Genomic DNA, 14471 nt, shown 5'->3' with positions numbered 1-14471 from the left:
GAAAAGCCCGCCACGGTAGCGACCCGGGCGGGCTTCATTCTGAGCGGCTACATCCCGGGGGAATCGACCGCTGCTAGCTGTTTACCATAAGCCTCTTTTCCGTGAATGGCGTGATCACGTAGGGGGCGGCTATTTGGCAGGATCACCGGGAATTCCCGGGTCGTCCGCGGGTGAGGGGTCGTAGTTCGCGGCAGCCGCGGCGCAATATCATGAGCGTTTAGGACTTGCCGGACTGTTCCCCCATGTTCCAGCGTTGAGCCTAGTTCACCCAACCTACGCAGGATTAGCTGCTCCCGGCAGCAGGCAACGCTGCGCGAACTCATTCGCTTGCGCCTTGATGCTGCTTGTCGGTTGGCGCGTTTGCCGCACAAGTCCGTACAATCGCCCCTTCCATCCACCATAAGTGCTAAACCGGTGACCTTATGGAGAACGCGAAAATCCAGGCTCAGACATCTAGACTTTCTGTCGAACTGGAGCAGTCCGCATGCCTGAGCAAAGCCTCTGTTTTCGCAAATCGGGACACCTTCAAGAACGTGGCCGCGAGCTGATCCCGGGCGGCAGCCACACCTACGCCAAAGGCGAGGATCAGTATCCCGTTCTCGCGCCGGGCTTTATCGAACGTGGTCTGGGGTGCCACGTCTGGGATGTCGATGGAAACCAATACATCGAATACGGCATGGGCAACCGTTCCGTCGGGCTGGGGCATGCATACCCAACGGTGCTCAGGGCGGTGGAGGCGGCGCTAGCAGGCGGAGCCAACTTCACGCGCCCCGCAAGGATCGAAGTTGACTGCGCCGAAACCTTCCTTGAACTCGTCGGTGCGCAGATGGTAAAATTCTGCAAGGACGGATCGGACGCGACGTCAGGCGCCGTCCGCCTTGCCCGCGCCTACACGGGTCGCGATCTCGTCGCGTGCTGCGCCGACCACCCTTTCTTTTCGACAGACGATTGGTTCATTGGCACCACACCGATGAATGCGGGAATTCCAGAAGCGGTTCAAAACCTGACCCTCACATTCCGGTACAACGACATCGCTAGTGTCAAGGATTTGTTCGACAGGCACCCGGGTAAGGTGGCCGCTCTGATCCTGGAACCTTCCCGTGGCGACGATCCGGTCGACGGCTTCCTGCATAATGTCCACCGGCTTTGCCGGGAAAATGGCGCGCTGTTCATTCTCGACGAAATGATCACCGGGTTCAGGTGGCATGCAGCGGGAGCACAAAGGCTCTATGGCATCGAACCGGACTTGTCGACATTCGGCAAGGCTCTTGGCAATGGTTTTTCGGTCTCCGCCCTGGCAGGCAAACGCGAATATATGCGGCTGGGTGGGCTCGAGCATACGGATCGCCCCCGTGTCTTTCTGCTGTCGACCACGCATGGTGCGGAAACCCACGCGCTTGCCGCGGCCATCGCGACCATGCGGGTTTATCAGGACCAGTCCGTCATCGAACACCTGCACCGTCAGGGAACGAAATTGAAGGAAGGTATCACGGAGGTTTCCAGACGCCATGGATTGGATCGGCACTTCAAAGTTGTCGGCCGCCCCAGCTGTCTCGCCTACGCCACGCTTGACCAGGACGGCAAGCCCTCACAGACATACCGTTCCCTGTTCCTGCAGGAGACGATCAAGCGTGGTGTCCTCATGCCATCTCTCGTCGTCAGCTACACGCACGACGACGCGGCCGTCATGAAAACCATAGACGCCGTCGATGGTGCTCTGGGCGTGTACGCCAAGGCCCTGGATTCGGGAGCAAGCCAATTTTTGGTCGGCCGTCCCTCGCAGATCGTGTTTCGTCGCTTCAACAATGGCGATGCACAGGCCCAGACACCGGCGGTCTCACAGAATTCTCGGCCAGCGAGCAGTGAGACCAAACGGCAATCAGAAACCCGCGGGCTCGTACCCACTTCATGAGCCGGTAACCCCGATCTGGCAGAGCGCGGTGCGCCAAAAGTGTCGTGCGAAGATCGCCACCAACGTCGAGGATGGCTCGTGGAGGCAAAGCCCGACCCGAAGTCTTCTCCAGGAACCATGTGCCCCCTTGGCTCAGGCAAGCCCTCAAGCAGATCGTGACGGAAATCCGCTAAAGAAGTCTGGCTTTTCTGAGTGTAAATGCCTCGGCGAAATGTTCCGGCGCCCTGCACTCCATCCCGCGCAATCGCGCCAGCCCCGCGAATGTGTCGCGGTCGAACCAGTCCTTGGAGCGCTGCGTGCCGAAGTGCTGTTGCAGGAGCTCGATCTTGCGTCCCAACACTGCGGCAGAGAGCGGCACGTAGGCATTTGGCTGGCAAAGATCGCCATCCCATTTGGGAATTTCGTATTCGACCACAAGATGATCGCGAAAGACATTCCAGGTCAGTTGATTGACCTCCCGATGGTCTTGATGGGCATCGAACCTCGCATGGGTCAGCACCAGGTCGGGATGGACGCGAGATCTTAGATCTATCAACCGCTGCTTTATCGCCCGGCTATGGGCCGGGAAATAGCTGTCCTCGAAATCCGCGATGTCGATTACGGACGACTTCGATCCTTTCAGGAACGCTTCGGCCGAAGCGCGGGCCTCGACCGACCGCTGGCCGCCGGCGCTCAGCACACACCAGTGGACGTCCAGTTTCACCCCCGACGCGATCAGGCCAAGGATAGTGCCGCCGGCGCCGATCTCGATGTCATCGGAATGGGCGCCAAGGCAGAGGATCGAGAGTTCCTCCCCGCCACGTGCGAGGCCAAGCCCTCTCATGAAGCGGCCATCACCAGACCGCGCCTGGTTTTCTCGGCGGTAACTTTTCTATTCCAGGGCATGTCGCCCCGTTCGACCATGTCTTCGAGCGATTGCCAATCGCGCAGCGTATCCATCGATCGCCAGAAGCCATCATGTTTGTACGCCATGAGCATGTTGTCGTCGATCAGTCGTCTGAAAGGTTCCAGAACGAGCTCCTCGCCATCGCGCATATAGTCGAAGATTTGCGGGCGGAACAGGAAGTAGCCGCCGTTGATCCAGATCTCCGAGGTATCTGTTGTGCGGAACTCACGCACGCGACCGTCTTCCGCGATATCGGCCAAATGGTATGTCAGTGGTGCGCGCACCGCGAGAAAACAACCGATCTTGCCGCTGGCTTCGAATTTCGCCACCACGTCGTCGAGATCGACGTTGGTCAGACCATCGGAGTAGTTGGCCAGGAACATCTTCTCGTTCTTAACCTGGTCCCTTGCCGCCCAGAGGCGTTCGCCGATATTGCGCCAGACCCCGGTATCAAGCAGGGTAATGCTCCAGTCCTTGACCTGGTCTCCGAGCAGTTTCACGTCTTGACCTCCCTGCGTGACCACGCAATCGGAAAACGTCTGCGGCCGTGTGTTGAGGAAGAAATCCTTGATGACATTGGCTTTGTAGCCCAGGCACAAGACGAATTCGTCATGTCCATAATCGCTGTACCACTGCATCACGTGGCGCAGGATCGGCTGATGGCCAAGCGGGATCATCGGCTTGGGTATACTGTCGGAATAGTCGCGGATCCGGGTTCCGCGACCGCCGCAGAAGAGGACAACTTTCATCTGCCTAACTCCGATGGATCGATCACCGCCACAAAGGGAATTGGGACCACAAACCTTGCACCCCAGGAGGCGACATGGCGCATCTGTTCGATGATCTCGTCCTTCAGGTTCCACGGTAGGATGAGGATGTAATCTGGCCGGACTTCGTCGATGGCGTCGACGGACTTGATCGGGATATGCATCCCCGGTGTGAAGCGACCATGCTTGTAAGGGTTACGGTCGACCGTGAAGTCAAGGAAGTCGGTGCCGATAGCGCAGTAGTTGAGCAACGTGTTGCCCTTGCCTGGAGCGCCGTAGCCACAAATCTTCTTCCCTTCGTTTTTGGCCGAGATAAGGAAGGCCAACAGGTCGCGCTTGGCGCGCTGCGCCTTGTGACCGAAGGAGGCATAGGTAATCATCTCCGTTAGCCCGTGCCGCTTTTCTCGGGCGAGAAGTTTGCCCACCCTGTCATCCACGCCCCAGCGACTGCCATCATGGGCGAGATAGACGCGCAGCGAGCCGCCATGGGTGGGCAACTCCTCGACGTCGATCAGCCGCAATCCGTGGCGCGCCGCCATCAGTTCGACCGTCAGCAGCGAGAAATATGAAAAGTGCTCATGATAAATGGTATCGAACTGATTCTCCGCCATCAGCCGCTCGATATGTGGAAACTCGAGCGTGACCACCCCCTGAGGTTTGAGCAGGATTTTCATCCCGGCGACGAAGTCATTGAGGTCCGGCACCTGCGCCAGGACGTTGTTGCCAATGATGAGGTCGGCGCAATGTCCTTCGCTCATCATCTGATTTGCCAACCGAACCCCGAAGAAGTCGACCCGGGTGGGCACACCTTTCTCGATCGCGGCGCGCGCAACATTGGCTGCCGGTTCGACGCCCAGTACAGGAACGCCCAGTGGCAGAAAGTGCTGCAGCAGGTAACCATCGTTGCTTGCGAGCTCGACCGCAAGACTGTCACGGCCAAGCCCAAGCCGTCTGGTGATGGCCTCGCAATACACTTTCGAATGAGCCACCCAGCTGGAGGAGAACGAAGAGAAATAGGCATACTCGCTGAAAATGGTCTCGGGGCTCAGATACTCCTTGAGCTGCACCAGGTAGCAGGTGTCGCAGACAAGCACGTTGAGAGGATAGTAAGCTTCCATTTGGTCAAGCTGCTCGGCCTGCAGGAAGCTTTCGCAAGGTGGAGACATGCCTAGATCGACCAATGTGTGGCGCAGGCGCGACCCGCAGAGCCTGCAACCGACATTCCGGCTTGCCGCATTGTGACCGCGAACGGTTTCGATAGGCTGAATGTTCATTTCCCCGCTCCTGTCTTCTACCTAACCCGCGGGTCCGCTCCGCAGAACCCATGCCTGCCGCGCCTGAGTAGGCACATGACGGCAGGTTAGGATCCGGCCCTCTCCGCTTCGATTTGCCAATCCGTCGGGCGCGTTAATCCTTATAGCGAGCCGGCGGCGGTGATCCCGACGCCAGGCTCGCCGAACGGGTAGTCAGCTTTCATCCGCACATACCGCTATCGGAGAGGCCAGCTAAGGCTTAGGTAGCCCTTACAGCGTGGGCTGGCGACGCTGACAATTGATGCGGCAGTCTCGCTCGGCGCCGGGGAGTCAAGGCATGCAGTTCACCGAAACGGAGCTTCAAGGGGTCTGGGTGATCGAGCCTACTCCCATGCTTGACGACCGTGGTTCTTTCACCCGCCTTTTCTGTGAGAAGGAGATGGCCGATTGTGGTCTGGCGACGCGCTTTGTCCAGCACAGCCGGGCTCATTCGATCAAAAAGGGAACTCTCAGGGGGCTGCACTACCAGGAGGAGCCTTACGCAGAGGTCAAGCTGGTCTCCTGTGTCCGCGGCGCGATTTTTGACGTCGTTGTGGACCTGCGTCCGAATTCGCAGACACGCTACAAGTGGCTTGGTTTCGAGCTGACTTCCGAAAACATGAAGCAGCTCTATATCCCTGCCGGCTTCGCCCACGGCCTCCAGACCCTAACCGACGGCACCGAGGTCTCGTATCTCATATCACAGTTCTATACGCCCAACGCGTCGACCGGCGTCCTCTACAATGACCCCACCTTTTCCATCGCATGGCCCTTGATGCCGACAGCCATGTCGGAAAGGGACAAAAGTTGGCCCCTTGTCAGACGGCGAACCGTAACGGCCTCATAAGGCTACCAGGAGCTCATGTTCGAACAGCAGTTTCGCAGCGGCGGCCAGTTCCTTGAAGGGCAGGTTCGAGCGCTCCGCCATGGCCAGGAGCGAATGCTGCCCATCGGCGAGGTTCAGCACCCAAAGCAGGGACATCGACGTCGCCCCCGACGACTTCTGCCCTCCCACGGCTGCATAAAGGCCGCGTTTGCCGAGCTGCGGCTCGCCCTTGGGCAAGCGGTTCAACGGCGTCCAGTCCTCTTCGACAATGTCGATCACCTCCATCAAGATGCGGAAGGAATCCTCGAGATGCTCTGGGCTGATGAAGTCAAGATTGTCGGCCGATGTGTGGTATTCGGGAAATGTGCCGTGGACGCTTCGCTGGAACATGCCGACCGGAAGATTGAAGCCCGGCGAACAATACTGCCTCTCGTCATAACCATATGGGGAGAAATCCATCAGCTTTGCCCCGGCGCGATGCCCCAGCACGTGGGACATGGCTCGGTCGATGAAGGCGTCGCCGCGGCGGCTGCGCTTGTATGCCGGGCCTCCTGAATCGCCAACGCATGACAGCACCAGACCGTGGTCGATGAGACATGTTCGGTCCTCATTGCGCGACAGCCACGCGAGCGCGCCGATCGTGCCGGGAGCGAATAGGAAGCGGTAACTGTACCGTGTCTTCCTTGCCTTGAGACCTCTCGCCAGCATCGCCAGCAGCGCCAAGCCCGAACAGTTGTCGTTGGCAAGTGAGGGATGGCAAATGTGCGCCGAGAGGAGGAACTCCCGCTCGGTCTGACCGCGGTGCAGGTATTCGCCGTATGTGAGACTGCCGTCCTCGAGCTCGGCGTCGATCTCCACATGGTAGAAACCGTCGGGCAGGTCAGCCACACGGACGTGGGCCGCGCAGAAGCCCCAGGTCGGGGCGTAATAGCTGGTCCGGTAGGGGATCAGTTGCGGCTGATCGGGCAGCGTATGAATGTGCGGCCTCAGTTCGGCGAGCGTCAGGATCCCCTTGAACGGCAAGCTGTAGTTGACGACGTGCAGGTTGGAGTCCGCAAAATCGAGGACCGTATGTCCGTCCGGGCCTGTGATGGTTGCCGAGCGTATGTTCCATTCCTTTGGAACGGTCCAGTCGAACAGCTGCGTCCCGGTGGGCACTTCGTGCCGTTCCAACTCGATATGCTGTGACAAGACATCCAGCGTTGCTCGCACGCCGTTTCCCGTGATGCTCCGGCAGATGGGAAACAGACGTTCGGCCAGGCCATAAATCTCGTGACCGATTCCGGTTGCCGGCGGCGGCCCGATCCCGGCGGGGTTCAGGTGTTCCATCCAGCTTATCCGAGCGCCTCCTCCAATGGCTTGGATACTCCAGCGACCCGCATCCGCTCGTCCAAAAGTCCGCTGGTCAACAGATGCCTGATATGACCGATACGCTGGAAGCGCGGCCCCTCGAATTCCTCCAGCGTGACATTCGACTTCCGGTATGCCTGGTAGAGTTGCTCGGCACCCTTGCGCGCATCCCATTGTGGCCTGAAGGCAGGCAGGGCAAGCGCGATCTTGTCGAAGTTGACCCGATAGGAGCGTTTGTCGGGTCCGGCGTCGGGCGCGAGTTCAAGCCGGCAATCGGGCACGATCTCGGCGACGATCTCGGCGATGTCCCGGATCCTGTAATTGTGGTCGGTTCGTCCCACATTGAAGGCTTGATCGTGAATGGCCTCGCGGGGCGCCTCCAGCCCGGCAATGAATGCCCTGGAAATGTCCTCGATGTGGACGATCGGCCGCCACGGTGTTCCATCGGACTTCAGCAGGATGACGCCTTTGGTGACCGCCCACGCGACCAGATTGTTCAACACGATGTCGAAACGGAGCCGCGGCGAGAGCCCATAGGCCGTGGCGGGGCGGAAATAGGTGGGAGAAAAGCTGTTGCTGGCCAGTTCGGAAATATCCCGTTCTGAAAGGACCTTGGACCAACCATAGGGCGTTACCGGCTTCAATTCGCCCGTTTCATCGACCATCCCGTCGCCCGCCTGTCCGTAATTGCTGCACGACGAAGCGAACAGGAAGCGCGACACGCCGGCGTCCTTGGCCGCTTTTGCAAACCGGACGCTGCCCTTATGGTTGATTTCATAGGTGATGTCCGGATCAAGGTCGGACAGCGGGTCATTGGAAAGGGCCGCAAGGTGGATGACGGCATCGAACCCTTCGAGGTCGCGCGCATGCACGTCCCTGACGTCCTTTTGGATAGATGGAATTGAAGCCCGCTCGCCCCCAGCGGCAAAGGTGCAGCGCCGGTAGAGATCGCTGTCATAGCCCGTCACCGAATGCCCGGCACGAAGCAGCATCGGCACCATCACCGATCCGATATAGCCTTGATGGCCGGTTACCATGACTTTCATCGCGCACCTCTTCTCAAACCGATATTGATATCCGGGAGGCTACTTGGGCTTGAAGGAACGGGGGAGAACGCCAATGGACGCCCAGGATTCCCCGTTCGAGGAAGCGTTGCCGGCGCTTACCTCCTTTGCAGTGGCGCTCGTCTAATGCTTTCGGAGGAATCGGCGCACTTCTTGCCTTGCGTTGCCTGCTGCACGCAATCGCGCGTCATTGACTTTGCGCTTCGGGGCGGCCTTGAGCTATCAGCTCCAGGATCCAATCTTTGTATCCGCGGCTGTTTAGCTCTGGCGGCTTGAAAACCGTGCGCTCCGCCTTGAAGGGAGAACCTTCGACATCCATCACCTCTCCGCTGGTCGGATCGCGCCAGCGAGCGCGGACGGAAGCCGCCGAAAGCCGCGCCAGGTCCACTGTAATGCGGCCGTTGCCGGGCATGTAGACGACAGCATAGGATCCGTCCCTTGCGGTCGCAGCGACCGCCCTTTCCATGCCCGCGCTCATACCGTTGACCAGGAAGCTGTTCGTGGCGTCGGGTTCGAGCAGCCACCATTTTATCGACGAGACGAAGGCGAAAAGCACCTCCATGCTTTTTGCCCCCGGGCTGTTCAGAGCCTCTTTCCACCCCAATGTTTGCCGATGGAGACCGGGCCCGCCGAAATGCCATATCGGGTTGTTGCCGTAGAGGTGGCCAAAGGCGCCCGAGAGGATCGCCTGGTAAGCCTGAATGCGGACCCGGTACTCGTCGGTACCACTTTCGAACTCATAGGCGCTCTCAATCAGGAAGAAAGGCATACCCCTGCCGTACTCCCTGACCGCGGCAGTGTAGACAGGGCCGTATGTGTAGATGTTGTTCACGTTCAGCCAGGATTCGTGAGTCCACAAATCAAATGGTGGCGTTTCGGGAGCGCCATGGATGGTGCTAAGAGCGCCCGGCTCCTCGTCAAGGATGCCTTTGGCAACAGCCCTCACCAGATCCTTGTCCGCTGGATCATCATCGCCACCGTTGACCCACATGATATTGTCGAAGTGCCGGTAGCGATGTCCGACGAAATGGCCGTACGAAGCAAGCCTTCCTGGCCCAGCAGCCGCCATGTTCTGATACCAACCGTCAATACCACCGCGATAGCCGAGATAGGCTGGGGCAAGCAGCACCAGGAAACCGAGGTCGCATGCCTTCTGCAGGACACGGTCCGCATGGGCAAAATACGCCTCATTCGGAACGGCGAAATCGGCGTTGCCAGCGAATGGTCTCTCGCCATATGCGTTTGCGGGCGCGTTGCGGGAAAATCGGTGCTCTAGCAGGTTGACCAGCACCGTGTTGAAACCACGAGCCTTGCGGTCCTCAAGATAGAGGTATGCTTCGTCATCCTTCAGATCTGCGATGAGGGACCAGGCCGAGTCGCCATGCATCAAGAATGGATCGCCGTCCTTGTCGACCGGAAAGCTCTTTCCAGATTCGATCCGTAAGGGGAAACGCGTCCCCTTGTCGCGTTCGCAGGCCAAGCTTCCGGTCTCCATAGCCACCAAATAGACGCAGGTCATGAGAACAGACATCAAGCGCATTGCGCTCACTCCCTCCGGCCCGTCGTTCATGCTCACCCAGGGGTCGGCGCCCCGGAGACCTCATGGATGGCGGAGTGCCTGGAGTTGAACTCCGCTGAGGTGACAATGCCGAAGGCTGCGTCCTTGCGGGTCATGGTGCCCGCGCGTAGCGGCCGCGTATAGGAGTCAAGGCCGTAGTTGTCTGCGGGACGGTCAAGAAGCAGCAGGTAGAGGAAACTGATATAGGCGCGGTCCGTCAGGCCGATCGTGGCATATCTGCTTTCGAAATCGTCGGTGTCCATCATGTCCAATATCATGTCAGCAAGCTTGCTATTCCCGCTTTCAAGAGCTGCCGACCAACGATCCACGCTGGCCGTGTCGCCATCGTGACCAAGAATGAGGCAATAGACGAAACTTGCCTGCCTCACATATAGGGGTTTGTTTGCAGCCAGGGTCTCTGGATCGCATTCCCGGTACGGCCTAGGCGCCGGCTGCGGGCCGCGGGTGAAGTCACGCACCGTCTTATAGGCCGGCTTAGGCTCGCCGACCCTCCATTTACCATAGGGCGCCGGGATCAGCCTCACCAATCCCATATTGGCTTCCATGCTGGGAGCCCAGTAGGCCTCATCGACGAGTTCGTAGATGTGCGCGGCCTCGACCTTGTACTTCTTGTTGAGGTCTTGAAGTCTCGTCATTGTCTGCTTGATGCCGTCGGCCTGCTGCTTCTCGCCGCGCTGGCTTCCGTAAGGGTTGTCGAATTCGGTAACCCATATCGGCTTGCCGTAGGCCGAGATTTCCCGGAAAGCCCATTCCGGATCCTCGCCGTACATATGCCACACCGAGATATCCCAAGCGATGCCGTCCTGCTTCATCCGTGCGAACGCGCCGACGTGGCCCCATCCGGCGGTGCCGATCGCCTTGCTGATGGTCGGATCGGCCGCAATCATCCCTTCGGACAGGCCCTTGAGGACGGCACTCACTTTCATCCAGCGCGGGCCGTAGTAATCGAGCGTTCCCGTTCCACCTGCAGGTCCCCACCCACATGGATATTGCGAACCATCATCGCGCTTCTCACAAGGTTTGATGATGGCGTAGTTCTCCATCTCGTTGCCGAGTTCCCAGACACGGATGTCGGCCTTGAACCTTGAGCCAAGTGCGATCGCAAGTTTCCGGGTCCTGGCGTAAAGTTCTTCCGGACTGTCCTTGTCCATATCGATGCCGGCGGGCGTGAGGACGGGCAGGATCTCGATGCCTCTCACCTTTCCGGCGGAGACAAGGTTGGCAAGCATATCGACGTCGCCCTCGCCCCTAACATTGACCCTGTATGACTTCAGGCCGAGATCCTTGACGAAGTCGAGTTGCCGTTCGATCGGGATACCCGGATAAGCAACTATTGGATGGCCGTTAATGCCCCAAAGGAAATTGGCGGAGGCAGACGAGACGAACGCCAGCAGGCAAGCCAAAGCGACTGCGAAACGAAACGACATGGCGACAGTTCTCCCGGTCGGGGGCGGCCTCGATAGTCGGGACTGCGAGCGCCGGTAGCAATCTACCCATACGGGTGACCGACGCGTCTGCGATACCCCTTTCGGAGGTCGCCACCAACTCAAGCCCTGTCTTGAACCTCTTACGCTCTATTTTACCCAAATCTGATCAGCCCTTAGCTGATCTGGAACAAGGCCCGACAACTCCGGCCGGCATGCCCGTTACCCCTTTCGTCTGTGATTAGTCCTTACTTTGAAGGTACTGACCTTTAACTGGGTTTGTTGGACTATTCAGCGTGACGAAGGCGGCCCCGCCGCTACCGGGAAAGGGCACTATGCCTTCTGTTAAACGCGCACTTCTGATGAGCACGGGCGAACGTTATGTCCTGCTCGTATCGAATTTCGCCACGACCGCAGTGGTTTCGCGCATATTGACACCACAGGAAATCGGCGTGTCGGTGATCGGGATGGCAATCCTGGCGATAGCCCTGTCCGTCAGGGAATTCTCCAGTTCAAGCTTTCTGATCCAGCGCGGGGAACTCAGCCGCGAGGACATTCGGGGGGCCTTCACAGTGATGTTCGTCCTTACCGGGATTGCCGTCACCGTTCTCCTAGCCGCGTCCCCTATTCTGGCTTCAGTGTACGCGGAGCCGAACCTCGTTCCCTATTTTCGAGTTATTTCAGCCTGCCTCTTCCTCGATGCTTTGGTCATCCTGGTCAACGCTCTCCTGCGCCGGGACATGGCCTTCGGCAAGGTAGCTGCGATTAGCATCACCAACGGAGCGACAGGAGCCGTGGCAACAATCGCTTTGGCGTTCGCGGGCTTCAGCTATATGAGCTTCGCTTGGGCGTGGCTAATCGGCAGTGGGCTTGCTGCATGCCTTGCGCTTGCCCTGTGCCCGCATTTCTGGATGTTCAAGCCAACCCTCGTCAATTGGCGCGCAATGGTCTCGTTCGGCGGATACAACGGCTCCATCGCCATACTCTTCCGCATTTTTGACGCCCTGCCCCTGCTCTTGTTGGGCCGACTGGTGTCACCGAATGCCGCAGCCTTGTTCAGCAGGACCCTCTTGATCAGCCAGATACCCGACAAGCTCCTCCTCGGAGGGGCCGTGGCTGTCGTATTGCCGGCGTTTTCGGCAGAGGTCAGACAAGGCAGCGATTTGAAGCGCCCGTATCTCGCGGCCCTTTCTATTGTCACGGCTTTCTACTGGCCGGCTCTCCTTGTGCTCTCAGTGCTGGCCTACCCGGTCGTGGACGTCGTGCTCGGTCGCCAATGGATCGAGGCTGCGCCGCTTGTTCAGGTCGTCGCGATTGCTCTTCTCTTCTCCTTCAGTTTTGAGCTCAATTACCCGGTATTGGTTGCAGTCGGTGCGATCCGCGACTTGTTCATCCGTGCCCTCATCGTCTTCCCGATTTCTGGCATTCTGTTGTCAATGGCTGGCATCTTCGGTGGATTGCAGGCGGCCGCCTGGTGTATGCTGGTGACGATTCCTTTCCAGGCATACGTTGCCCTGAGCTTCGTTAGGCGACGGTTGGGATTGAAGCTGAAGGATATCGCCGCAGCGCTATGGAGAAGTGCAGTCATGGCCATGGCGAGCGCGGCTGGTCCGCTGTGCGTGGCTTTCTTGTCGGGCACAGGCTTCGCTCTTTCGCATGGGCAGGCACTCGCAGCAGGGGTGTTGGCGTTGGCTGGATGGGGAGCGGCATTGGTCCTTACCCGACATCCTTTGGTTGACGAGATAATCAAGTCCATCCCCGGTTTCGCGCGTGCCTCGCTCCGCCCGGCCGAGTGAGGCGAGCATCAGTGAACACGATGGCCGACGAAAAAGTCGCATGGCCAGTGGTTATCCAAACGAGCCTGGAAGGACGCGAATGTTCATGGACGAGAACCAGCGGGACAAGAAGCAGGGCCTCGCCCTGCCGAAAGGCTTGGAGTGCGAGCCATGCCGAAGCAGCCGAATTTGCCATTCGAACCTCCTGACCTCTGTCACCCCTTCCAATCAGAGCGTGCACGGCCGCAGTATCATGCTGCCGCCGCTCGCATGCATGCACCAATAGCGAGCACAGACCATGGTCCTTCCGCGCAGGAATGGGTTCTCGCAGGTCATCGGCGCAAAGCCACAGAAAATATGCCTTTTCGGAATGTTTGGCGGGGGTAATTTCGGTAATGACGCGTCGTTGGAAGCGTTCTTGATTTTTGTGCGGGAAGCTCGGCCGGAGGCGGCTATCGCGTGCGTCTGTGTTGATCCAGATGCCATTGGTAAAGCGCATCAGATTGCCACAACACCAATCAGCGCCCCAGAGTTTTCCAATGCCCTCCTGAGGTTCTGCAATAAAGTCAGCCTGAGAACAATTGGAAGGCTAGCGAACTGGGGCCGGGCAATCAAATATGTCAGGCAATTCGACATCATAATTGTGCCAGGAACGTCAACGTTAAACGACTACGGCTCAGGTCCATTTGGAACATCCTACGGTCTGTTCCGCTGGGCTGCATCTGCGCGACTGTCGGGGGTGAAGTTCTGCTTTATTGGAACCGGCGCAGGTCCGATCCTAAATTCTACCAGCCGCCGGATGTTGAGGTCTGCAGCGGCCTGGGCCTACTTCCGTTCGTTCCGCGATCAGGTCTCCAAGGATTTCTTATCGTCACTCGGCATCGATACAAGTAGAGATGAAGTCTACCCAGATCTGGTGTTCAGACTGCCTACGCCATTGCCCGCGCGAGACAACACCGGAGGAAAACTGACGACAGTTGGGGTTGGGCTCATGAACTACAACGGCTGGCGCGCAGGCGCGCGCTCAGGATCGGACACCGCTATCTATGAAACCTACATCGAGAAGATGGGCCGTTTCGTCAACTCATTGCTGGATCGAGGCTACCGAGTACGCCTAATTATCGGCGAAACCGTGGATATGCGGGCAGTCAGGGATATCGGTCGAATTGCTAAGGCAAGCGGATATGACCTGATCGACGGCACCCGCTTCACGCGGCAGGCTCGTCAGCTTGTCGCCGAGCCAATCAACTCCCTGCATGACGTCATGCGGCAAATTGGCGACACTGACGTCGTTGTCGCCACACGTTTTCATAACGTGGTTTGCGCTTTGAAGCTTGCTCTACCGACAATCTCCATCGGATACGAGGCCAAGAACGATGCGGTGATGACTGATTTCGGCCTTGGGAATTTCTGTCAATCCATAGAAAATCTCAACCTGGACCTGTTGGAGACGCACCTCACGGAATTGCTGAAAAACAGGAAGCACTATCGCGCAGTCCTTCGGCGGCACCTCGATGATGTACTGTTTCGGGTAAAGGAGCACGAGCAGGAGTTGTTGTCCAAGGTCCTTTGATTAAGCCGAGGCGCTAATTATTG

The 14471-nt window shown here is 58.5% G+C and carries 11 protein-coding genes; 4 read left to right on the top strand and 7 right to left on the bottom strand.

The window, feature by feature from the left end; all coding sequences use genetic code 11:
* Window positions 1-484 precede the first annotated feature (484 nt).
* Window positions 485-1912, top strand: a complete 1428-nt coding sequence (locus LB516_RS24310) for a glutamate-1-semialdehyde 2,1-aminomutase (protein WP_140721991.1) — start codon at window positions 485-487, stop codon at window positions 1910-1912.
* Window positions 1913-2081: 169 nt separating this feature from the next.
* On the opposite strand, the gene LB516_RS24305 is transcribed toward LB516_RS24310, so the two are convergent.
* The 3 genes from LB516_RS24305 to LB516_RS24295 are packed head-to-tail and all read right to left on the bottom strand — an operon-like array spanning window position 2082 to window position 4839.
* Window positions 2082-2735 carry a PIG-L deacetylase family protein gene (locus LB516_RS24305; RefSeq protein ID WP_140721994.1) on the bottom strand — a complete coding sequence of 218 codons (654 nt, stop codon included), beginning with the start codon at window positions 2733-2735 and terminating at the stop codon, window positions 2082-2084.
* Entirely contained in the window at window positions 2732-3547 is an 816-nt protein-coding gene (locus LB516_RS24300) for a sugar phosphate nucleotidyltransferase (protein WP_023774755.1), read from the bottom strand. Before LB516_RS24300 ends, LB516_RS24305 begins: the two co-directional genes overlap by 4 nt.
* Entirely contained in the window at window positions 3544-4839 is a 1296-nt protein-coding gene (locus tag LB516_RS24295; protein WP_140721997.1) for a class I SAM-dependent methyltransferase, read from the bottom strand. The genes LB516_RS24300 and LB516_RS24295 overlap by 4 nt, the downstream gene beginning before the upstream one ends.
* 316 nt (window positions 4840-5155) lie before the next feature.
* Here LB516_RS24295 and rfbC point away from each other — a divergent pair, with 316 nt between their 5' ends.
* A complete protein-coding gene (gene rfbC, locus LB516_RS24290; RefSeq protein ID WP_140620160.1) occupies window positions 5156-5704 on the top strand; it encodes a dTDP-4-dehydrorhamnose 3,5-epimerase in 549 nt (182 codons plus the stop codon).
* On the opposite strand, the gene LB516_RS24285 is transcribed toward rfbC, so the two are convergent.
* From LB516_RS24285 to LB516_RS24270, 4 genes are all read right to left on the bottom strand, one after another.
* Window positions 5699-7012: a DUF4910 domain-containing protein gene (locus LB516_RS24285; protein WP_140722000.1), complete on the bottom strand. Its 1314-nt coding sequence runs from the start codon at window positions 7010-7012 to the stop codon at window positions 5699-5701. The two genes, rfbC and LB516_RS24285, sit on opposite strands and share 6 nt — an antisense overlap.
* Before the next feature lie 5 nt (window positions 7013-7017).
* Window positions 7018-8079, bottom strand: a complete 1062-nt coding sequence (locus LB516_RS24280) for an NAD-dependent epimerase/dehydratase family protein (RefSeq protein WP_140722003.1) — start codon at window positions 8077-8079, stop codon at window positions 7018-7020.
* 205 nt (window positions 8080-8284) lie between these two features.
* Window positions 8285-9637: a DUF4038 domain-containing protein gene (locus tag LB516_RS24275; protein ID WP_181174546.1), complete on the bottom strand. Its 1353-nt coding sequence runs from the start codon at window positions 9635-9637 to the stop codon at window positions 8285-8287.
* 32 nt (window positions 9638-9669) lie between these two features.
* Entirely contained in the window at window positions 9670-11103 is a 1434-nt protein-coding gene (locus tag LB516_RS24270) for a DUF4214 domain-containing protein (RefSeq protein WP_140722007.1), read from the bottom strand.
* A 359-nt stretch (window positions 11104-11462) separates the two neighbouring features.
* Between LB516_RS24270 and LB516_RS24265 the strand changes: the two genes are divergently transcribed.
* Both LB516_RS24265 and LB516_RS24260 read left to right on the top strand, forming a co-directional pair.
* On the top strand, window positions 11463-12896 hold the full coding sequence (locus tag LB516_RS24265) for an oligosaccharide flippase family protein (protein WP_224720485.1): 1434 nt from the start codon (window positions 11463-11465) through the stop codon (window positions 12894-12896).
* Between the two features lie 277 nt (window positions 12897-13173).
* Entirely contained in the window at window positions 13174-14448 is a 1275-nt protein-coding gene (locus LB516_RS24260) for a polysaccharide pyruvyl transferase family protein (protein WP_140722009.1), read from the top strand.
* Window positions 14449-14471: the final 23 nt, after the last annotated feature.

The organism is Mesorhizobium sp. CO1-1-7, assembly GCF_020164885.1.
Taxonomy (GTDB): domain Bacteria; phylum Pseudomonadota; class Alphaproteobacteria; order Rhizobiales; family Rhizobiaceae; genus Mesorhizobium; species Mesorhizobium australicum.
The sequence above is the reverse complement of the archived record's forward strand: the minus strand, read 5'-3'. Positions and strand labels throughout refer to the sequence as shown.

Coding starts and splice junctions, on each gene's coding strand:
- LB516_RS24310 (WP_140721991.1), top strand. CDS start 485: ATGCCTGAGCAAAGCCTCTGTTTTCGCAAATCGGGACACCTTCAAGAA.
- LB516_RS24265 (WP_224720485.1), top strand. CDS start 11,463: ATGAGCACGGGCGAACGTTATGTCCTGCTCGTATCGAATTTCGCCACG.
- LB516_RS24270 (WP_140722007.1), bottom strand. CDS start 11,103: ATGTCGTTTCGTTTCGCAGTCGCTTTGGCTTGCCTGCTGGCGTTCGTC.
- LB516_RS24275 (WP_181174546.1), bottom strand. CDS start 9,637: ATGCGCTTGATGTCTGTTCTCATGACCTGCGTCTATTTGGTGGCTATG.
- LB516_RS24305 (WP_140721994.1), bottom strand. CDS start 2,735: ATGAGAGGGCTTGGCCTCGCACGTGGCGGGGAGGAACTCTCGATCCTC.
- LB516_RS24260 (WP_140722009.1), top strand. CDS start 13,174: ATGGTCCTTCCGCGCAGGAATGGGTTCTCGCAGGTCATCGGCGCAAAG.
- LB516_RS24300 (WP_023774755.1), bottom strand. CDS start 3,547: ATGAAAGTTGTCCTCTTCTGCGGCGGTCGCGGAACCCGGATCCGCGAC.
- LB516_RS24295 (WP_140721997.1), bottom strand. CDS start 4,839: ATGAACATTCAGCCTATCGAAACCGTTCGCGGTCACAATGCGGCAAGC.
- rfbC (WP_140620160.1), top strand. CDS start 5,156: ATGCAGTTCACCGAAACGGAGCTTCAAGGGGTCTGGGTGATCGAGCCT.
- LB516_RS24280 (WP_140722003.1), bottom strand. CDS start 8,079: ATGAAAGTCATGGTAACCGGCCATCAAGGCTATATCGGATCGGTGATG.
- LB516_RS24285 (WP_140722000.1), bottom strand. CDS start 7,012: ATGGAACACCTGAACCCCGCCGGGATCGGGCCGCCGCCGGCAACCGGA.